This window comes from Agarivorans sp. QJM3NY_29, assembly GCF_050870835.2.
In the GTDB taxonomy this organism is placed as follows: Bacteria; Pseudomonadota; Gammaproteobacteria; order Enterobacterales; family Celerinatantimonadaceae; genus Agarivorans.
On record NZ_CP194036.2, the window covers coordinates 647,501 to 668,763 of the forward strand.

Annotated in this window: 13 protein-coding genes, 2 rRNA genes and 1 pseudogene (1 of these 16 cut by a window edge); 11 read left to right on the top strand and 5 right to left on the bottom strand. The window is 45.5% G+C overall.

Translation table 11 applies throughout. The features are described from left to right. The 6 genes from ACRRS0_RS02965 to ACRRS0_RS02990 form a co-directional block, all read left to right on the top strand. Window positions 1-1,071: ribosomal RNA gene (locus tag ACRRS0_RS02965) — 23S ribosomal RNA — on the top strand; it begins 1,817 nt to the left of the window's first position. A gap of 110 nt (window positions 1,072-1,181) precedes the next feature. Further along, window positions 1,182-1,297: ribosomal RNA gene (gene rrf / locus ACRRS0_RS02970) — 5S ribosomal RNA — on the top strand. 990 nt (window positions 1,298-2,287) lie between these two features. After that, a complete protein-coding gene (locus tag ACRRS0_RS02975) occupies window positions 2,288-3,154 on the top strand; it encodes a DUF2608 domain-containing protein (protein WP_432454704.1) in 867 nt (288 codons plus the stop codon). A 139-nt stretch (window positions 3,155-3,293) separates the two neighbouring features. Continuing rightward, complete coding sequence (locus tag ACRRS0_RS02980; protein ID WP_432454703.1) at window positions 3,294-4,283, top strand: hypothetical protein; 990 nt, start codon at window positions 3,294-3,296, stop codon at window positions 4,281-4,283. 103 nt (window positions 4,284-4,386) lie between these two features. Beyond that, on the top strand, window positions 4,387-7,440 hold the full coding sequence (locus tag ACRRS0_RS02985) for an ExeM/NucH family extracellular endonuclease (RefSeq protein ID WP_432454702.1): 3,054 nt from the start codon (window positions 4,387-4,389) through the stop codon (window positions 7,438-7,440). Between the two features lie 49 nt (window positions 7,441-7,489). Further along, window positions 7,490-8,734 carry an endonuclease gene (locus tag ACRRS0_RS02990; protein WP_432454701.1) on the top strand — a complete coding sequence of 415 codons (1,245 nt, stop codon included), beginning with the start codon at window positions 7,490-7,492 and terminating at the stop codon, window positions 8,732-8,734. A 212-nt stretch (window positions 8,735-8,946) separates the two neighbouring features. Here the strand turns inward: ACRRS0_RS02990 and ACRRS0_RS02995 are convergent, their stop codons facing one another. After that, on the bottom strand, window positions 8,947-10,854 hold the full coding sequence (locus ACRRS0_RS02995) for a Wzy polymerase domain-containing protein (protein ID WP_432454700.1): 1,908 nt from the start codon (window positions 10,852-10,854) through the stop codon (window positions 8,947-8,949). A gap of 40 nt (window positions 10,855-10,894) precedes the next feature. Beyond that, window positions 10,895-13,726, bottom strand: coding sequence for an excinuclease ABC subunit UvrA (gene uvrA, locus ACRRS0_RS03000; RefSeq protein WP_432454699.1), 2,832 nt, complete (start codon window positions 13,724-13,726; stop codon window positions 10,895-10,897). A gap of 170 nt (window positions 13,727-13,896) precedes the next feature. Here uvrA and ACRRS0_RS03005 point away from each other — a divergent pair, with 170 nt between their 5' ends. Beyond that, a complete protein-coding gene (locus tag ACRRS0_RS03005) occupies window positions 13,897-15,261 on the top strand; it encodes an MFS transporter (RefSeq protein ID WP_432456106.1) in 1,365 nt (454 codons plus the stop codon). 53 nt (window positions 15,262-15,314) lie between these two features. After that, on the top strand, window positions 15,315-15,944 hold the full coding sequence (locus tag ACRRS0_RS03010) for a single-stranded DNA-binding protein (protein ID WP_432454698.1): 630 nt from the start codon (window positions 15,315-15,317) through the stop codon (window positions 15,942-15,944). A gap of 198 nt (window positions 15,945-16,142) precedes the next feature. Here ACRRS0_RS03010 and ACRRS0_RS03015 read toward each other — a convergent pair. Beyond that, window positions 16,143-16,276 (bottom strand): annotated as a pseudogene (locus ACRRS0_RS03015) (transposase); the annotation flags it as partial. A gap of 500 nt (window positions 16,277-16,776) precedes the next feature. On the opposite strand from ACRRS0_RS03015, the gene ACRRS0_RS03020 reads away from it, so the two are divergent. The 3 genes from ACRRS0_RS03020 (at window position 16,777) to ACRRS0_RS03030 (ending at window position 18,935) form a co-directional block, all read left to right on the top strand. Continuing rightward, a complete protein-coding gene (locus ACRRS0_RS03020) occupies window positions 16,777-18,018 on the top strand; it encodes a TRAFs-binding domain-containing protein (RefSeq protein WP_432454697.1) in 1,242 nt (413 codons plus the stop codon). Window positions 18,019-18,020: 2 nt separating this feature from the next. Next, entirely contained in the window at window positions 18,021-18,425 is a 405-nt protein-coding gene (locus tag ACRRS0_RS03025) for a TIR domain-containing protein (protein WP_432454696.1), read from the top strand. Window positions 18,426-18,545: 120 nt separating this feature from the next. Then, window positions 18,546-18,935 (top strand): TIR domain-containing protein, encoded by a 390-nt coding sequence (locus tag ACRRS0_RS03030; RefSeq protein WP_432454695.1) that lies wholly within the window; start codon window positions 18,546-18,548, stop codon window positions 18,933-18,935. A 359-nt stretch (window positions 18,936-19,294) separates the two neighbouring features. Here the strand turns inward: ACRRS0_RS03030 and ACRRS0_RS03035 are convergent, their stop codons facing one another. Both ACRRS0_RS03035 and ACRRS0_RS03040 read right to left on the bottom strand, forming a co-directional pair. Then, window positions 19,295-20,335, bottom strand: coding sequence for an IS91 family transposase (locus ACRRS0_RS03035; protein ID WP_432451860.1), 1,041 nt, complete (start codon window positions 20,333-20,335; stop codon window positions 19,295-19,297). Between the two features lie 2 nt (window positions 20,336-20,337). After that, window positions 20,338-21,219 carry a site-specific integrase gene (locus tag ACRRS0_RS03040; protein ID WP_432454067.1) on the bottom strand — a complete coding sequence of 294 codons (882 nt, stop codon included), beginning with the start codon at window positions 21,217-21,219 and terminating at the stop codon, window positions 20,338-20,340. Window positions 21,220-21,263: the final 44 nt, after the last annotated feature.

Below are 21,263 nucleotides of genomic sequence, written 5' to 3' on the forward strand. Positions count from 1 at the left end.
TGCCCGGTGCCGGAAGGTTAATTGATGTGGTTAGCGCAAGCGAAGCTATTGATCGAAGCCCCGGTAAACGGCGGCCGTAACTATAACGGTCCTAAGGTAGCGAAATTCCTTGTCGGGTAAGTTCCGACCTGCACGAATGGCGTAATGATGGCCAAGCTGTCTCCACCCGAGACTCAGTGAAATTGAAATTGCCGTGAAGATGCGGTGTACCCGCGGCTAGACGGAAAGACCCCGTGAACCTTTACTACAGCTTGACACTGAACATTGACCCTACATGTGTAGGATAGGTGGGAGGCTTTGAAGCGTTGTCGCTAGATGATGTGGAGCCGACCTTGAAATACCACCCTTGTAGTGTTGATGTTCTAACGTTGTCCCGTTATCCGGGATGCGGACAGTGTCTGGTGGGTAGTTTGACTGGGGCGGTCTCCTCCCAAAGAGTAACGGAGGAGCACGAAGGTTGGCTAAGTACGGTCGGACATCGTACGGTTAGTGCAATGGCATAAGCCAGCTTAACTGCGAGACAGACACGTCGAGCAGGTACGAAAGTAGGTCATAGTGATCCGGTGGTTCTGTATGGAAGGGCCATCGCTCAACGGATAAAAGGTACTCCGGGGATAACAGGCTGATACCGCCCAAGAGTTCATATCGACGGCGGTGTTTGGCACCTCGATGTCGGCTCATCACATCCTGGGGCTGAAGTCGGTCCCAAGGGTATGGCTGTTCGCCATTTAAAGTGGTACGCGAGCTGGGTTTAGAACGTCGTGAGACAGTTCGGTCCCTATCTGCCGTGGGCGTTTGAGAATTGAAGGGAGCTGCTCCTAGTACGAGAGGACCGGAGTGGACGAACCGCTGGTGTTTGGGTTGTTATGCCAATAGCATTGCCCAGTAGCTACGTTCGGAACTGATAACCGCTGAAAGCATCTAAGCGGGAAGCAGGCCTTGAGATTAATTCTCACTAGGACTTTAAGTCCTCTGAAGGGCCGTTGGAGACTACAACGTTGATAGGCAAGGTGTGTAAGTGCTGTGAGGCATTGAGCTAACTTGTACTAATTACCCGTGAGGCTTAACCATACAACACCTAAAGGGTGTTGCTTATAGATACTTTATTTTAGAACCAAGAGTGCTTGTTATACTCGTGGGATATATCAGTTTTTTCGAATGTTAAAGACAACAAGTTTTTGCCTGGTGGCAATAGCGTTGTGGAACCACCTGAACCCATGCCGAACTCAGAAGTGAAACGCAACTGCGCCGATGATAGTGTGGGGTCTCCCCATGTGAAAGTAGGTCACTGCCAGGCACCTATACTAAGCCCTCGTCTGACGACGAGGGCTTTTTTATTGCCTGAGATTTAGCAAGGGCAGTCAAGGCGAACCGATGTTCATGAACAAACCATGTGAAAGTCGGCTGGATATTGCCAGACGTCTATTGAGAGAAAGCCTATCCTTACGGATAGGCTTTTTTTATGCCTAAAATTGCCTATGTGAAAGTCGGTTTGATATTGTCAGGTGCCTATTGAGAGAAAGCCTATCTTTACGGGTAGGCTTTTTTTATGCCTGAAATTGCCTATGTGAAAGTCGGTTCGATATTGTCAGGTGCCTATTGAGAGAAAGCCTATCCTCACGGATAGGCTTATTTATGCGTTTCGTTATGGCGTTCTTATAACAGACAAACCACATCGATGAGTGAGCCTATTTTGTTAGTCATATCGCCAAGTGAATTTGACTAAATTGTGCATCAAATTTCACCGAGGATTCTGATCTTGAGGATTGGGTATTTAGATCCTGAATGATTTTTGAAATGCTTTGACTCTAAAGTAAGTTGAATATTTTGTAGGGCTGGGCTGCTTAGAAATTACGCCTGAAAAGAAAATCTTGATTCAGCCGCTAGTTCAGCTAAGCAGCAACTTTTATTTTTATGGACTTATATCGTTCATAAGGGAATAAAACGAATATAATTCAATATCAACATTATTGGTGATGATTGGTTGTAAATTTGACCGTGAGCTTAATTTTTATATTAAATCGCTTTACATTTTTTGCTTGCTGTATCTGGTGATTAAGATGCTCTATATCAAAATATACGTAAGCTCAGCTTAATGTTAGAAGTGTGATCTATATCACGTTAATGGGTGGTATTGCTTACTTTTCATTAACAAGAAGGAGATATAGGATAGTTGTATAAAAGCTCTAAACATAATATTGACTTGAGTTTTTATGCATTTGGTTAGTAATGGATGTACGGGTGTTTGACTAAACAATCACTCCAAAATTTTAGGGAAATCGAACAAATGAACAGCAAATTGTGTTTAATTGGTGCGGCATTGTTATTTTCTTCAGGAGTGACAGTCGCAGCCACTGAAGTTATCGATTTAAATAGTTATGCAGATATCACTTCTAAAGTTGCAAGCGAACTAAAGCAGTACCCGGTCGACAAGACGCTTATCGTGATGGATATCGATAACACGATTTTAACCAGTAGTGTCGATCTCGGTGGCGATATTTGGTATCAATGGCAGCGTGGTAAATTAGCGGTCAAACCTGCGGCGGAGCAAAAGGTGGCTTGTCTTTTTGAAGACACCATTGGTCTGTTATATGAATTGAACCCTCAGGTGTTGACCGAAGAGTCTGTCCCTAGTCTTATTAGTCAGTGGCAAAAAGACGGTTATACCATGATGGCTTTGACTTCTCGCTCACCAAAGTATCGTGCGGCCACCGAGCGCGAATTACTCAATAAGGGAATTGACTTCAATGTGACCGCCTTAGCACCAGCAGGGCAAACGTCTCCGGTCTATCGAGAAGTCACTAAGCGTGAACTGAGTTATGCCAAGGGTGTGATGATGACCACCGGGATGAACAAAGGCACCATGCTTGAATACATCCTCAAAAAGACAGGCCGCAGCTTCGATAAGATTATATTTATTGATGACTCCGCGAAAAACATAAAAAATGTTGATGCTGCCTATAAAGACAGCAAAGACGTTGACGTGAGTTTATTTCATTACACCCGTGTTGAACATCTACGTGAACAACAATTCGGCAGCGTACTTACCCAAGCTCAGGCCGACAAAATGGCTGCAGACTGGGAACAGTTAAACACCACTCTCAATACTGTGTTTCCCGCTCGTGACTCCGGCAAGTGTCTCAGCGTTAACTAAAGCCTCTTTACATTTAGCTTGGGCGGTTTAACTCCCGCCCTCAAATCAGTCTTTTATTCATACTCGCGCTTCCTTGTTTACTCAAGGTAGTCGGGCTTGCTCGTCCATTCAAAGGACAACTTTATAACAGGAAGTTACTATGAAACGTTCAAATCTATCTTTACTTATTTGCTCACTATTTGCGGCGGGCAGCTTAAATGCGGCCACCATTTATCAGGGAGAAGATGGTGATTCCATTGATCTTATTGGCAGCTTTGAAGTCGGCGGCTACTTAGGGAAGGACTACAACGATAACGGTGAAAAGTGGGACTACGATAGCTTTTATTCCGATGATACGTTTATGTCTTTTGGCTTCGTGGTTAAAACCGGGCAGATTTTCGCTCATATTGATTTCGATTATGAGCGTACGCCTTGGACGACCAAAAACGAATTCCAGCAGGTGTTAGATAAGGCCTATGTTGGCTGGGAGTTTGAAAACGGCGATAAAATAGAATTTGGCCGCACTGATACTGCCTATGACCATTACGATCAAATGGGTGATTTCTCAGTGGATGGTGCCGCAGAAGTTCGCGAAGCCGGTGATCAGGACAGTACCGCTAAATACCGCGGCAGTATTAATAACTTTAAATACGGTATTTCTTATTCAACTCAAGGCTGGGATAACTACAAAACAGACTCTCGCGAAGGCGAAGTGATTAATGGTTACCTCGGTTACTTTAATGACACGGTTGACGTATTGCTTGGCGCAGAAACCGTTGACCAACGTGGTGAGATCTATTCAGTACACGCAAGAGGCTGGGTTGGTCCAGTTCGACTCGGTGGTTTGGTATCTTTATCCGACCGTGAAGAAGAGCAAGGTTATGATTCGAAAGATGCGCTTACTTATGTTGCATCAATTGGTTATGACATCACCGATAAAATTGAAACCAATCTGGTTTACTCCATCGTTGATGTTGATACCGAGAACAGAGATATGGGCGATGACGGCTTTCGTACCTGGGTTGATGACTCTTGGGTTGCGATCAGTCTGAATTATAAGTACCGCCGCAATATCGTGCTGAAAACCGAGTTTGTGACTGGTGGCGAGCAAGGTAGCTACGGCTACGGCAAAGTGTATTACTGGTTCTAGTCTGTCACTTGTCCCTGCTTGTATCAGGCAGCAGGACGTTAGTTGAGGAAGGATGCGTCATAAGTTAAGCATTCTTTAAGTCATATCTCTTGCGGAGAGAAACATGAAGAAGTTTTATTATCCTGCAATGATGGCGGCTTTGTTACCCATGCTATCCCACGCCGATATTTATATATCTGAAGTGGTAGAAGGCTCGAGTAACAATAAGGCCATTGAAATTGCTAACAGCGGAACCAGTGCTGTCACACTTACCGGTTATGAGTTAGCCAGCGAGTTCCAAAATAAATGGCAAAATCGCTACGACTTAAGTGGTGTTACCCTACAGCCGAATGCAGTCTGGGTAATTGCGAATAAAGATGCCGGTGATGCTTTGCTCAGCTTAGCTGACGTAACATCGACTTCATACTTAGTGAAATATAACGGTGATGATGGTGTTGCACTGCTGCATAACGATGTTGCCATCGATGTTGTGGGCGATCTGTACGATTTAGCATACAACAAAGACGTCACCCTACAACGCTGTGATCTTACGCCGAGCGCGACTTATGTCGATTGGCAGTGGAAGGTCTTAGCAAAAGACGATATTAGTAATATTGGCCAATTTAATGCGGCCGACGATAGCTGTGTCGCGCCGCCAGCACCGACAGCACCAGCTGCAGGTGACTTTACCGCTAGTACAATTATGGCCTTGCAAGGGACGGGTAGCCGTTCGCCCATGATTGAAGACGGGAGTTTTACCTCACAAGATGTGTATCTAGTCAAAGGAGTTGTGACCGCTGTTCAGGTTGGAGCCTTGGGGAATGACTTACCGAAGGGGTATTTCATTCAAGATGAGAGCGGAGACAGTGATCCTCTAAGCTCTGACGGTATTTTTGTGAAAGGTTCCGTTTCGGCCTTAATTAATAGTGGTAGTGCGGAGAGTCAGGATCTGAGTGTGGGTGACGAAGTCGAAGTATACGCCAAAGTCACCGAGTCTTATGGTTGGACTATGCTGCTTCCCGAGCAGTCTGAAGGCTACGATCTGAGCTTTGTCACTGGTGCTACAGGTGAGATTGCAGCGACGCCTTTGCGAATGCTGGATAGTGATGTGTCGGTACAGGATACTTACGAGCGTTACGAAGGGATGTTGACCAAGCTTGACCAAGAGTCAGATATTGTTGTGGCACGAACCTTCGGTTTTGACTACGACTCCTATCGTAACAATATGATTGCCGCGCATAGTGGGTTGCTGTTCCAGCCAACCCAGAAATATACGCCAGGAAGTGCGGACGCAGAGGCGGAAGTAAAGAGTAATGCGCAGCGCCAATTGTATATCGAAAGTTTTCAGAGCGCGCCGAATGGCGTGGTGCCTTGGTTCCCCAATTTTGGTCGCGATGATGGCACTGGTACCAGTGACAGCTATCTACGAATTGGAGCTAATCTAGATGGTTTTGAGGGAGTCATTACCTATTCTTATAGCGCTTATCGCTTCTTTGTCACCAATCAGCTTGATAACAGCAACTTTACCTATAGCCATATTCCTGACCGAACACCGGCTCCCGATGTGGAACGCGGTGACTTAAGCATTGCCACCATGAACGTGCTCAACTACTTCAACTCGCCGTTCGGTGGTGACGAAAATCCCTTGAAAGATAATCGTGGTGCAACCGAGCTAGAGGAGTTTGAAGTTCAACGCGCTAAGATTGTGGCTGCAATTCTAGGTTTAGATGCGGATATCGTTGGTTTGATGGAAATCGAAAACAACGGTTTTGACAGCGACTCGGCGGTGGTTGATTTGGTAAAAGCACTGAATGAGAAGCTACCGGCAGCGAAACAATACGTGATAGCCAAGCCTGAAGGTGCTAAATATGTCGGTACCGATGCGATTACCAGCATGGTTATTTATCGCAAAGCGAAAGTAGGTCTAGATAAGATCGACATTTTGAATATGCCTCGTCAGGCTGTTCCAGCTGAAGATTATCCGGTGTATTTTGATGGCGATTTTGAAGACTTCCGTCCAACCACCAAGTATATGCGTGACAGCTTGATCCCAACCTTCCAAATTAATGGTCCAAGGGAAAAAACTTTGTCGGTTGCGGTCAACCATTTCAAATCGAAAGGCAGTACTTGCTGGGAAGATTTGCAGGCTAAGTCGGTGGATGAAAATGGCCATACGGTGTACGCCGTAGAAGATGATGATCTGCAGGGTAACTGTGAGCACTTCCGTACGGCAGCGGCAGACTATTTAGGTCGTCAGTTAGAGAACTATGATGGTTACAAGGTGATTATTGGTGACTTAAATGCCTATGCCAAAGAAGACCCGTTGTTAGTACTCACTAATCGTAATAGCGCCCCTGCGGGTTACGCTGTTGAGGCTGGACGTAATGTGAAGGTGGGGAGTGAGGAACTTACCGGTAACGCAGGTGAAGTCATTGATCACAGCTATGGCTACATCAATATTGTGCCAGAGCTACATCCCGAAACCATTAGTTATTCCTATAACGAAACCGTTGGTACCCTCGATCATATTCTGATCTCGCCAGACCTGCGGGCCTATGTGAAGGATGCTGCCGACTGGAACATTAACTCAGCAGAGTCAACGTTGTTCCAGTATGAAGGCCAGTATACAGGAAGCCTGCCAAAATTTGCCGATCCGTATCGTTCTTCCGACCATGATCCGGCGCTGCTCAGTCTAGATATTATTGACGGGGATGGCGAAGTGGTTGCGCTTGCTCAGGGGGCGATGATTGCTTTACCTGAGTCGCCACTCAACATGCCTGCTGCAGCAACACCAATCGCGGGTGAAGGTTATCAAGCGGTGATGGACTTAACCAAGCTGGCAGTTGGTTCTATTGCCGTTGGTGATGAAGTTTCCTTAGTGGTTTCCGATATGAACAGCAATGGTGTGGTGACGCAATCACAGGTCGCGCATATCAAACTGACGGAGCAACAGATTACTCAAGGTTGGCTTGCTCATACCTTCCAAGCGGTAGTTGTCGGTGATTTTGTGGCAGATAGTTATTACGGCGATGCACTGGTCACAGAACAACATTCAACGGTCACCGAAACGGGTAGTTTTGGTGAACGTTCCAGTGCAGGCTCTAGTGGCCCATGGGTATTGCTAAGCATGTTGAGTTTACTGCTTTTTCGACGCAGAACCGCTTCGCTCCAATCATAAGGAATAATGCAGTAAACAGTTCTGCTGTTTACTGCTGGAAAGGATGATTATGAATATTTTTAAAATAGCTTTAGTTGCAGCACCGCTATTACTCGCAGGCTGCGGGTCTAACGACCAGGAAAGTAAAATTGATGCTCGTTTGGTCATCAATACCGACCGCAATGCATCGGAGTTGAGTTGGACGATTACCAACAGTCGTCTAGAAGTGGTGGCCTCTGGTAGTGGTTACGAGAATAGTACCCATTATGACATCGACCTTGGTTTTGACCCCGGTGGTTACCGAATCGATTTTAAAGATGCCGGGAACGATGGGCTTTGTTGTTCCTACGGTGAAGGTAATATTGAACTCTATGTGGCTAATCAGCTTATTCTTAGTGATAACGGCGACTTTGGTGAGTTTACCGACCTCTTGAGTCAAACCTTTGTAGCAGGCGATTACCAAAATACTTATCAGCAAGAACTCAGTGGCTACTATGCCGATGCCGATTTGCTCGATGGTTACTTACTCAAAACCGCCTTGCATCGCATTATCAAACAAGGCTACAACCAGCAGAGTTATAGCGGCGTCTGGGACTTTTTTGCGCTAGGTGGCTCAGAAGATAAGTATTATGAGCAAGATGCTTCAATTCTAGATATCTATTCAGAGGTGCCAAATGGCGCTGATCCTTACAATTACACCATTGGTGACGATCAGTGTGGTAATTATAAAGGTGAAGGCGATTGTTATAACCGTGAGCATGTGATGCCCAAAAGCTGGTTTGATGACGGTTATCCGATGTATTCCGATGTAAATAATTTGTATGCAACCGATGGTTACGTTAATGGGATACGTGGCAACCTACCTTACGGTGAAGTGGATCCGTCTACCGTGAATTTCACTTCTGGAAATGGTTCGAAGCGCGGTATGGGGCATGATGAGCTGGGTTATACTCAAGCGGTGTTTGAACCCATTGATGAATTTAAAGGGGATATTGCGCGAGTTTATTTTTATATGGCGACTCGTTATGAAGATGTGATCAACGTCGCCAACCAGAGTGATGACTGGTACGAGCAAAGCGATGAGACCTACGCGGTGTTTGAGCAAAATAGCTCTGACCAGGTTTATCGTCGTTGGTTTGTGGAAATGATGATGCGCTGGCATCAACAAGATCCGGTTAGTCAAAGAGAGAAAGACCGTAACGAGAAAGTGTTTGAGTTCCAAGGGAACCGTAATCCTTTCATCGATCATCCTGAGTTTGTTGAGCAAATTTGGGGTAAAGAAGGTTTTGAAGCGGCCAAGTACTACTTTAACTAGTATTTTACGCCATTGGTTCAGCCTCATCAAAGGCTGAGCTGAACATAAACTCAGACCTGCTTTTCTGATAGGTCTGAGTTTTTTTATCTTGCATCTAGGTTCCCATTTTCCCGCTTGCGCATATTTCACAAAATGACTTTTCCACTCACTTGCGGTTAACAACGCCAGCAGACATGCTTTTTATGAGCGTAACCATCAACCCTGAGCGGCGGTCATGATGAACCCATTGGCTTGGTATAAGGCTTTAGGCTTGGAATGTTTCGCAGCTTCAATTCGTTTGGTAGTCGTTGGCTTGCTTGTTGTTGCACTCGAAGTGCTTCATCGATCCGTCCTAAAAGCACTAATCCATTAATTTGATGGATATACAACGCTGCATCTGGCTTGTCTTTCAGCTGTTGTTTATTCCAGATTAAATATGCTTGTAGCGCTTTTTCTCCGGTTCTCATCGCAAAGATGTAGCGAAAAGAAACCCGCTCTGTATCTGGATAAATAAATAGGGCTTGTTGGTATGTTTGCTCGGCCTGTTTGATGAGGCCTAGTGCTTTAAACGCTTGGATCCTGTTGTAGTAGTTTTCGGTTCGAGTTTTTCGTCTCATTAACGAGTCTGACCAGCTTAAATAATTTTTAAGCTCATCGCTTAAATGCAATTTACTGGCAGCATTGAGTCGGAAGGTCATCGCATCAAATTCGTAACGACTAAGCATGGGCAGAGGATTAATGATCCCCTCAAGTAAGCTGACATCACTTGAGCCAGTTCGTTCGAAAGTACTGATGTGGTGAATGGTTTGTAAGCCGGTGAGCATGAATAAGATGGTAAACAGCGGAATTAATCCAGCAAATACCTTTGGCGCAAATTTGGCAGGGAAAGGCTTTGTGCAAAGGCCTTCTGCTTCGGTCGCGATTTTACTTACAAAAAAGCAGAAGAGTAGCCAAACGATTGCAGAATGATAGAAGGGCAGTTCGGTCATGGTATGTAATAGGCAAGGAAAGAGCAGTCCGAGATGAAAGCATGCTTTGGTCCATGTTTGCTTAAAGATGCTATAGATAAAGTAGCCAGCCAGAAATAGCAAGGTGAGTAGTGGTAGTAATCCGCCTTCTACGGCCCAATAAGCAATTTCATTATGTGGATGAGCAACATTGAAGTGGTAGCCCTTGATAAGACCTTGCGCGTTAAATGCCGCTTGCGCATTATGATAAATGCCATCATAAGCACCGTAACCCCAACCCATGAACGGCTGTTGTTTAAATAGTTCCCAGCTCACCTTAAGCATCGTGACTCGGTAAGCGGTGGTTTCTCCACCAATAGCGTCGCGCGCGACACCATCATTCAACAATTCTGGTAGCGCCGGTGCTAAACAACCGAGGGCGATGCAGATTAACCAGCCTCGTAATAAATGCGGTTCTGCGGAATTTTTGAGGTAAGGAAACAATAGAGGTAACAGCGCGAATAGCGCTATCAACACCGTTCTTGAGCCACTCACAATGGCTGCCCACGCGGCAAAAAAGCAACAGCCAAACACGATAATTTGTTGTAGTTTGCTACGCACAGCCTTTTCTGAAATTAGCCAAGCCGAGGCTAACAAACCAAATAGAACAAAGGTTCCTAATACATTGGGCTGTTGGAATATTCCGGCTGCTCTGGTGGCATTCACATTAAAACCGACCCAGTTACCTTGGGTCAGTAGGTAGAGCTGAACCAGTGCATAGATACTCTCGATGAGTACGCCTGCGAGTATAAAATAGAGAATGTGGTGCCAGTGCTGGCGACTCAGTTCCAGTTGCATTATCGAAAAGATAATCAGTATGCCAGCGCTTAAGCCGAGGAGTCGGTCTATTGCAAACTCGCCAAATTCAGCATTAGGATAGAGTAAGGGGAGCCATAACAATATTGTGGTGAACAGCATCACTAGCAAGCTGCGGTTATAGCGTAAACGCTGTGAATGACTGACTTTGAGTAAACCCAAGCCAATTAGCAGACTGGCGAAGCACCATACCACTAAGTTAAAAGGAAGCTCTAAGCCACTGCCACCTTGATTGTGCTGAAAGTAGTGCATGCCAATGAACATCAACACGGCAAACACATAGCTAAAACAAGCTTCGAGAGTCCACTTAGACGACATTTTGCTTCCTTGAAAATGGAGGGTGTTGCCACCCTCTGGCTTAATGCCCGGCGAGCATCGGTTTTAAGAATCGAGCGGTATGTGAGCGAGCCTCTTGGGCCACTTTTTCCGGTGTGCCTGCAACAAGAATTTCTCCTCCCCCTTTGCCTCCCTCTGGACCAAGGTCGACGATCCAATCGGCGGTTTTGATCACATCCAAATTGTGTTCAATCACCACAATCGTATTGCCGTGGTCGCGTAAACGATGGATCACGTCCAGCAGTAATTGAATATCATGGAAATGTAGGCCAGTGGTTGGTTCGTCCAAGATATAAAGAGTTTGTCCGGTATCACGTTTGCTTAATTCTCGGGCTAATTTAACTCGCTGAGCTTCACCGCCCGATAGAGTGGTTGCCGATTGCCCTAGTTTGACGTAGGTCAGCCCGACATCAATTAGCGTTTGTAGCTTTCTGGCGATGACTGGGACGGCATCAAAAAATGGTCGGGCTTCCTCTATCGTCATATCGAGGATCTGGTGGATGTTTTTACCCTTGTATTTGATTTCCAAGGTCTCACGGTTATAGCGTTTGCTTTTGCAAACATCACAAGGAACGTAGACATCAGGTAAAAAGTGCATTTCTACTTTAATGACGCCATCGCCCTGACAAGCCTCACAACGGCCTCCTTTTACGTTAAAGCTAAACCGTCCAGGCTTATAACCTCGAGAGCGAGATTCTTGGGTCGCCGCAAATAGTTCGCGAATTGGGGTGAAAATACCGGTGTAAGTGGCGGGGTTCGAACGAGGTGTACGACCAATCGGGCTTTGATCGATATCCACCACTTTATCCAGTTTGTCGAGGCCTTCAATGTTTTGGTAGGGGGCGATGTCTTCACCCGCTGCGCCATTGAGTTCTTTTTGGGCGATTTTATAGAGTGTATCGTTCACCAAGGTTGATTTGCCGCTGCCGGATACCCCAGTGATGCAGGTTAACAAGCCCAGAGGGATCGCTAAGTCGACGGTTTTTAGGTTATTGCCGCTGGCTCCGTTGAGTTTCAACCAGTCTTTTCCTGCTGGGTGGCGGAGCTTAGGAATTGCAATTGATTTGACACCACTCAGATATTGACCGGTGAGAGAGTCGGGAGTGTCGAGGATCTGCTGTATCGAACCTTGCGCCACCACTTCACCGCCATGCACACCCGCCCCTGGGCCGATATCGACGATGTAGTCGGCGGCGCGGATCGCGTCTTCATCGTGTTCCACTACAATCACGGTATTGCCCAGATCCCGCAGATGATTCAGGGTAGCAAGTAAGCGCTCATTATCACGCTGGTGTAAGCCGATAGAGGGCTCGTCGAGTACATACATTACGCCGACTAAACCTGCTCCGATTTGACTGGCGAGGCGAATTCGCTGAGCTTCTCCCCCTGATAGGGTGTCGGCACTGCGCTCGAGGGAAAGATAATCAAGCCCCACATTGACTAAAAAATTTAAACGCTCGCATATTTCCTTAAGGATCTTGTCGGCGATTTGCGCGCGTTGCCCCACCAGTTCCAGTGAGCCGAAAAACGTCATCGCTTCACCAATTGATTTGCGGCTAACTTCGGGCAGGTTGGTGCTACCAATAAACACGTTACGCGCTTCTTCGCGGAGTCGACTGCCGCCACAGCCAGGACATTCTTGGTTACTGATAAACTTAGCTAACTCTTCGCGAACCGCATTTGACTCGGTTTCTTTATAGCGACGGCGCATATTTGGAATGATGCCTTCGAAGGGGTGCTTGCGCACCGTGACATCCCCTCGGTCATTCATATATTTAAATTCGATGCTGGTCCGACCGGAACCATGTAGCACTAACTTTTTATGTTTGTCGCTGAGGCTGTCGAAGGGCTGCTCTAAGTCAAACTCGAAATGTGCAGCCAGTGACTTTAACATTTGGTAGTAATAGAAATTACGCTTGTCCCAACCACGGATCGCGCCACCCGCTAAGCTGAGTTTGGGGTTGAGGATGATTTTGTTATCATCAAAGAACTGGTCAACGCCTAAACCATCACAGACCTGACAAGCGCCAGCGGGGTTATTGAAAGAAAAAATTCGCGGCTCTAATTCGGTCATACTGTAGCCACACACTGGGCAGGCGAAGTTTGCCGAGAATAGTTGGCGGGTATCTCCGCTGTCCATGTCCACCAAAATTGCCGTGCCGTCGGCAAGTTCTAAGGCAGTTTCGAAGGATTCAGCTAAGCGCTGGGCTAAATCCTCACTGACACGAACTTTAAAGCGGTCGATCACCACCTCAATATTGTGTTTTTTATGTAGCTCCAGATCTGGGGGATCACTTAAGTCACAGACCTCGCCATCGATCCTGGCGCGAATAAAGCCTTGTGCAGCGAGGTTCTCCAGCGTTTTAAGGTGCTCACCTTTACGGTCGCGCACAATTGGCGCCAGCAACATCAGTTTACTGTCTTTGGGTTCTTCAAATACCTTATCGACCATTTGGCTAATGGTTTGCGCAGCTAAGGGTTGATGATGATGAGGGCAACGTGGCTCTCCCACTCGCGCATACAATAGCCGCAAGTAGTCGTAGATTTCGGTAATGGTGCCCACGGTAGAGCGTGGGTTATGCGAGGTCGATTTTTGTTCAATGGAAATCGCCGGGGATAGCCCTTCGATATGATCCACATCGGGCTTTTCCATCAGTGACAAAAACTGTCTGGCGTAAGCAGATAAAGACTCGACATAACGTCGCTGCCCTTCGGCATAAAGCGTATCAAAGGCGAGGGAAGATTTACCCGAACCCGATAAACCAGTAATCACAATTAGCTTGTCACGAGGAAGAGTGAGAGAAATGTTTTTCAGATTATGGGTGCGGGCACCTCGAATATCGATACTGTCCATTGTTACCTGATAAATGCTGCGCTAAATCGCCCAGTATTACATATTGTTGAGATAATTGCGTAGTAGATCCTAAGGATAATTATTCACACTGGGTGACAATCTTAAGCTGGTTTGACCCAGAGTGCTTGTGGTAGCATTACCGGTTCTTTATTGGTGAATATTTGATGGGTATGGCTGTAGAAGAACACTTAAATAACACCGAGAAACGTGGCGCATATTCCTTAGCTTTGCTATTTGCTTTACGCATGGCTGGCTTGTTTATGTTGATGCCAGTGTTAGCCGTATATGGCCAACAGTTAACAGATTTCTCTCCGCTATGGGTGGGGATTGCCATTGGAGCTTATGGTTTAACCCAAGCGCTGTTCCAGATCCCTATGGGCTGGTTATCGGATCGCTTTGGTCGAAAGCCGATCATTTTCATTGGTCTGAGTCTGTTTGTCTTGGGCTCGGTGGTCGCAGCGCTTGCAGAATCTATTCATGGTGTCGCGCTTGGGCGAGCCTTGCAGGGTATGGGCGCGATTGCCAGTACCGTGATGGCTTTGGCTGCTGATTTGAGTCGCGAGACGCAACGCGCCAAAGTGATGGCCTTTATAGGGGTGAGTATTGGTTTATCTTTTGCGGCCTCTTTGGTTCTAGGTCCGGTCATTTCTGCTTTCCTAGGCCTGTCGGGTTTATTTTGGTTAATTGCCGGTTTGGCGGTGTTGGCCATGTTGGTGGTGCAGTTTGTAGTGCCAAACGCAGAAGTGAAGGCGCCCAGCGGTGAAGTGAGTGTTAACCTGCGGCAAATGCTAGGATTGTTACGTAACCCTCAGTTATTGCGTTTGGATTGGGGCGTGTTTAGCTTACACTTGGTGATGACCGCGTTATTTGTGGTGATGCCACTACGTTTAGTGAATGCCGGTTTAGCCCCAGCTCATCATTGGCAAGTCTATTTACCAGCGGTACTGGTATCGTTTGTGCTGATGGTGCCGCTACTGATTATTTCGGCGAAGCGCAATCAGCAACGAGGTTATTTTATTTTTGCCATTTGTTTATTGTTGTTGGCGAATGCTTTGTTATTTGTCGACTTTCAATCGGTTGGTTTATTAGGGTTGGTATTGGCGATATTTTTCATTGGCTTTAATTATTTAGAGGCCAGCCTACCCGCCTTGATTTCAACACTGGCACCGCCGGGGAACAAAGGCGCGGCGCTTGGGGTCTTTTCCACCAGCCAGTTTTTGGGTGCATTTATTGGTGGTAGTAGTGCTGGTGCGCTATATATGGCGGGTGGCATGCATGCGGTGAGTTTGTTTTCTATCGCAGTATTGTTGATTTGGCTACTGGTCAGTTTAGGAATGCGTGCGCAGGCAGGTATAAAAAATTATTCCTTGGCGATATCATCAAGCCAACAACCTGCTCATTTATTGGCAAAACTTCAGGTTTTACCGGGGGTTGTAGAGGCAGTGGTGATCGCACAAGACAACACTGTTTACTTAAAAGTAAAAACAAAAGAATTTGAATTGGCTAGAGCATTGGATTTGCTGCGTGCAGCCTAGTATTATAGCGGGTCTTTTCTCGCCACAACAGATAGATTATAGGAGCGATATACATGGCCACTCGGGGCATTAATAAAGTAATTTTGGTTGGTAACTTGGGACAGGATCCCGAAGTTCGTTTTATGCCAAACGGAGGGGCCGTCGCCAACATTACCATTGCTACTTCAGAGAGTTGGAGAGACAAGCAAACCGGTGAACAGAAAGAGCGTACCGAATGGCACCGAGTGGTGCTATTTGGCAAGTTAGCCGAAGTAGCTGGCGAGTATCTTCGTAAAGGTTCACAAGTCTATATCGAAGGTCAATTACAAACCCGTAAGTGGCAAGATCAGAATGGTCAAGACCGCTATTCGACCGAAGTGGTTGTACAGGGCTTTAATGGCGTGATGCAAATGCTCGGTGGTCGTCAAGGTGGGCAGGGGCAATCCATGGGCGGCGCACCGCAACAAGCACCGCAGCAAAATAACTGGGGTGGACAGCAGCAACAACAAGCTGCGCCTGCTCCGGCCCCTCAGCAAGGTGGTTTCCAACAAGCAGCACCACAACAGCAACAGGCACCACAGCAACAGGCTCCTCAGCCGCAACAAGGTGGTTTTCAGCCACAGGCTAAGCCTGCACCGCAAGCCGCGCCTGCGCCACAGTTTAACGAGCCACCTATGGATTTCGATGACGATATTCCGTTCTAGACAAAGACAAATTTAGAAATGTTTAAAAATAACAGTAAAGGCCGCTAATAGCGGCCTTTTTTGTTTGTTAAGAAAAATAAATGTGTATTTTTGTATTTAGGTTTAAGGTTTGTTGCACATGGGTATTTTTATGTACGTCAGAAGCTTGCGAAAACCCTCACCGAATAAAAACATCTTTAAGTTTGCTAGCGTCAAAGTTAATCGTGCTAACTGAATGCGCCGCAATACGTGTTTGGCGTTACCCCGTAAAAACCATAATCTCTCACCCGCTGTAAGCCCTTGGGCAATACATGCTGCAAGATAAGCTTTAAGAATGTGAAGGTCGGCAAGGTCATGTATGTCGTGCTGGGTAAGCATGCATCTAATGAAGAATGATGACTAACTAATAGTTTTTGTCGAGTTATCGCAACACTAACGTGCTTTTGCCCCAAAGTGAGTTACCCCCTCCTTGGAACACCACTGTCACACGAGGCTCTTGCCATAGCAAAACTAATGGTTTTGAATCTCGACTTTACTAGTTGTTAACGAGAAAATTTTGAATTAGTTGAGCTTCCAAGGTTTGCGCACTTTTTAACTGTGTATTTGCACAGTGTTTCTGGTTTTGTTTGCGTCATTTGTCAAAGCAATCAATGAAAGAAATGGATCGACGATTGATTGATGCCGAGTAAAAAACTATGGTAGACAATGGGTTAATATCAAATCACTAATTGATGAGCGAATGTGATGAAGGTCATGTTTTTTGTGATAGGCCGCGCGCTCATTGAACGGGATAGGCCGCACGTGCGACCTACTTAGCGTTATGAGTTAATCACAGAGTTCACAAGGAGTTATCGTGGCAAAATTAAAGAAGATATGTTTTGTAATAATGGGATTTGGGAAAAAAACAGATTACTCTACAGGCAAAACATTAGATTTAGATAAAACATATAAGAATATAATTCAACCAGCAGTTGAGTCCTCTGGATATCAATGTGTCAGAGCTGACGAAATACAAGATGCAGGTTTAATTGATAAAAGCATGTATGCTCTTCTTATGCAGGCAGAGCTAGTAGTTGCTGATATTTCAACTTTTAATCCAAATGCTATATATGAGTTAGGTATCCGCCACGCTGTTAGACCATATTCAACTATCGTGATAAAGGAAGAAGAAGGAAAAATTCCTTTTGATTTGGATCACACTCGAATATTTCATTATAAACACTTAGGTGAAGATATTGGTGCAGATGAAGCTCGACGTTGTCAAACAGCATTGGCTGAAAAAATTGACAAAGTAACTAAAAACTCATTTATTGACAGTCCGTTATATGATTTCATTAAAGACATCAATCCTCCTAAGATCCCACAAGCTGAATATAAAAAAATTATTGGTGATTTAGCGGAAAGAGAAACACACATTTTTGCCATCGTTGAAAAGGCAAAAGATCATATGTTGGACGATGAATTTGTTGAAGCTACAAAATTGTGGGAAAAAGCAGCAGAAGCAGTACCATCTGAAGATTATTTCCTTCAACAACAAGCCTTATCTATTTATAAGTCAAAAGTACCTTCTGAGGCAACCGCTTTGGCAGATGCTCTAAGAGTTATTGAAAAACTAGCCCCTGATGGGGAATCAAATGATCCTGAAACACTAGGCTTAACTGGTGCGATTTATAAAAGAATGTGGCTTGCTAATTCTGATATTGAGTGTTTAAAAAGAGCTATAAAATATTACGAAAAAGGATTCCAGATAAGAAATGACTATTATACAGGGGAAAATTACGCGCTTTGTCTAGATATGATGTCTGATGTTGAAGAAGATGAAGATGAAAAAATCTATTATATAATTGCAGCTAAAAAAGCTCGCAAGCAGATCATTAAAATTCTAGAAAATGTAGAAGATTCTGTTCATGATGGTAACTGCAGTTCGGAAGTCAAATGGGCAGTAGCCACACTATCTAATTGCTATTTCGGCCTAGGTGATGATGATAAAGGTGAAATGTTTGAAAAATTATTCTTGTCACTAGCTGAAGCGCAATGGGAAAAGGATACTTTTCAAGAAAATAAAGCAAAATTAATCGAGTTAACAAGGAGTTAATAATGGCAAAAACATACCATATTTTTATTAGTCATTCATGGCAAAATTCTGATGTATTAGAAAGTTTACGTGATTTATTAAATGAGCGAGGTTACTTTAATGTAGAGTTTGAAGAAGTTAGTAAAGATGAACCAATAAACTCCACTAACGCCTCTTACATCAAACAACGATTAGCAAACAAAATTGGAAATTCAAATATCGTTCTTGGACTTGCAGGTATGTATGCAAGTCACAGCGATTGGATGGAGTGGGAGTTGGACAAAGCTATAGATCTTGATATTCCAATTATTGGAGTCATACCTCGAGGGCAAGAAAGAATTTCAACAACGGTATCTAGTCGTTCTATAGTTGACGTGCGTTGGAATACTGAAAGTATTGTTGCTGCAATTCGAGATTATGCGAAATAAATATAAGTTACTCAAACGGACGCTAAAATATTGGCTAGAGCTAGCTCCTCGAAAGTTTTATCGAATTATTTAGCGCCCTTAGTAAATAGTGATGTTTGTAATTATATAAAGGAGTATGAAATGGCTAATCGAATTTTCGTTTCTTACAATTTTAATGATCGAGAAATAAGTCGTAGCATTAATAGTTTTACACAGTCACATGGAGGCCCTGTCAGAGGTAGTTTTGTTTTTGTTGAAAATGACGTCTCAGCATATGGGGATCATGCTATAGATAAAGAAATAAAAGACGTAATGACGGGCTGTGACTCTGCATTATTTATTGTTGGTGATAACAACCATAATAGTCCTTGGATTAATAGAGAAGCTGTTCTTGCAATGTCGAAAGGTCTTAAAACCGTGGTATCTCGCTTTCCTAATACTAATGGTGGAATGCCCCTCCAATTAAGAAAAACACCTCATACAGAAGTAAAGTGGAGCCCTTTCAATATAGCTAAAGAATTAAATAAGTAGGTGCTGGTTGGGAGTAATTACATATTTGTCCAACTTTGTTGTTAACTGTGAACCAGCTTTCTCACGAGAGCACACCGAATGGCCTGTATGAAAAAACTCATAACAAATAAGAATAGGTGTCGCGTAGCCGCCACCTTATTCGGGTGTTGAACAAGCCCGATGCTCCCTTCTATAGTAAATAACGGTATTGATGTTGGCGGGGCCAAGGCCTTGTTACTTTTTACAAGGCGAGTTTGGCTAAGACTGGGTGAATGGCGTTAAGCCTTTACCTGTCATACATGATGCTAAGCTGTTATTTTTTTTATGTATTCATCCTCATGTTAAGCCCTGCCATTCTCCTTATCCTGTTCGCCTTTCGGCTAGCTCGTTCGACTCACGCCTGTGCAGTGCATGGGGTGCTGGCAGCAAGGGCATGGCCGGGTCGCGCTGTGCTTGTCGGTTTGGAGCGCGGCGAGGTTCACGCGTTGCGGCACTCGCAGGAGTAACTGAATGCGCCGCAATATGTGTTTGGCGTTGCCCCGTAAAAAACCATAATCTCTCACCCGCTGTAATCCCTTGGGCAATACATGCGCCAAGATAAGCCTTAAGAACCTTAAGGTAGGCAAGGTGCGGATTTTGGTGGTGTGGCTTTGGCTATCTAGATACCTAAAACTCACTTGGTCGTTATTGGTACTGATGATGTCGTTATCGGATAAGATCCCGCGATACAAGTAGCGAGATAAGTACTGTAGCGCGGGCAGCCCAAAACCTACGTTGCGACAATCGACCACCCATTTGGTGGGGATATGCGGGGGCAACTTGATGTTTGGGTGTTGATTGAGCGCATCTAGCATTCTCCCTCGCCATACCTTGGCCAGCGCAAAGGCGTTAAACAAGTACTTCTTGTTGCAGTGATGCCACTGCTGCTTCGCACGGTGATAGCGCCCACCGGCCACCAATACATGTAAGTGGGGATGCAGGTTACGCTGGCGGCTATGGGTATGCAGTACGGCGGTAAACCCTAATTCCCCCTGGTTCTGGCGTTTGGCAAAGTCCTTTAACAGGCTTGATACCACCTTGAACATGATTTGGTATAAGGCTTTAGGCTGCACGCGGGCTAAAGCCCTTAGCTCATGAGGCAGGGTGAAGGTCACCATAAAGTAAGTCGTGGGTAGCAGCTTGTGTTGTTGGCGAGTTAACCAGCCAGTGGTGCAATGGTGTTGGCACTGCGGGCAATGCCTATGGCCGCAAGACAGCGTCAATTGGTCTTGATGCGGGCAATGTTCACACTGCCAAAGGCTGTGACCTTGTTGCTCAGTTTTACAACGCAGCATGGCATACATTGCCCGTTTAGCATCCGCCCTTAAAAGCGGTGCAAGCTCGGCCTCATGTTGGTGAAGTAAATCAATAAAGGTGCTCATGGTTACGGCCACATGAGTGTGAGAGAGTCAGTGAGTTTATTCACTGCCTTTACGGCATCTAATTGCTTCACTTGGGTCAACTGGGTATAACGTGCAGTGGTATTTAAACTGGCGTGTCCCAGCAAGTGTTGCAAGGAGCGTAAATCCAAGCCTTGTTCAAGCAGATGGGTGGCATAACAATGGCGCAGCGAATGCGGGCTAATAGGTTTATGAATACCGCAATCGCGCAATACCCGCTTCAAGGCTTTTTGTACGCCGCCTTTATCCATAGGCACATCCACCTGTTTACCTTGGCGTGGAAACAGCAGACGAGCATGGCGATGGCTTTGCCAATGGTGACGTAAAACCTGAAGGGTGCGACGCGGCATGGGCACGAAGCGGTCTTTGCCGCCTTTAGCATCCCGCACATGGATTTGCATGGCCTGACTATCAATATCATGAATACTTAAGTGTAAGCCCTCGCTCAATCGCAGCCCCATGGAATACAACACCAAGAAGAAGACTTGATAGCGCGGTTGCGACGTCATGCTTATCACTAAGCCGACTTGCGCAGGGCTTAAGATATCGGGTAAGCGCTTCACTTGAGGAGGCTTCACAATGTTTAGCCACTGCCATTGTTTCTCGAGGGTGTAGCGATAAAAAAATTGCAAGCCATTGCGGTCTAGCTTCACGGTGCTCCAAGAATGGCTGCGAATCAGTTGAGCAAAATAGGCCTTTAAATCAGCGGTGCTTAAGGTATCGGGGGAGCGGTCAAAGTGGGCAGAAATCCGACGTACCGCACGCGAGTACGCATCAATGGTGGCTGGTCGTTTCCCTTGTAAGGTTAAATTGGTAAGGTGTTGTTTATATAAAACATGATAACGATGTTGTTGGGTAGGGTTCATGCTGCATACTCCGGTTCATCACGACCGATTGGCCGTGTCACATT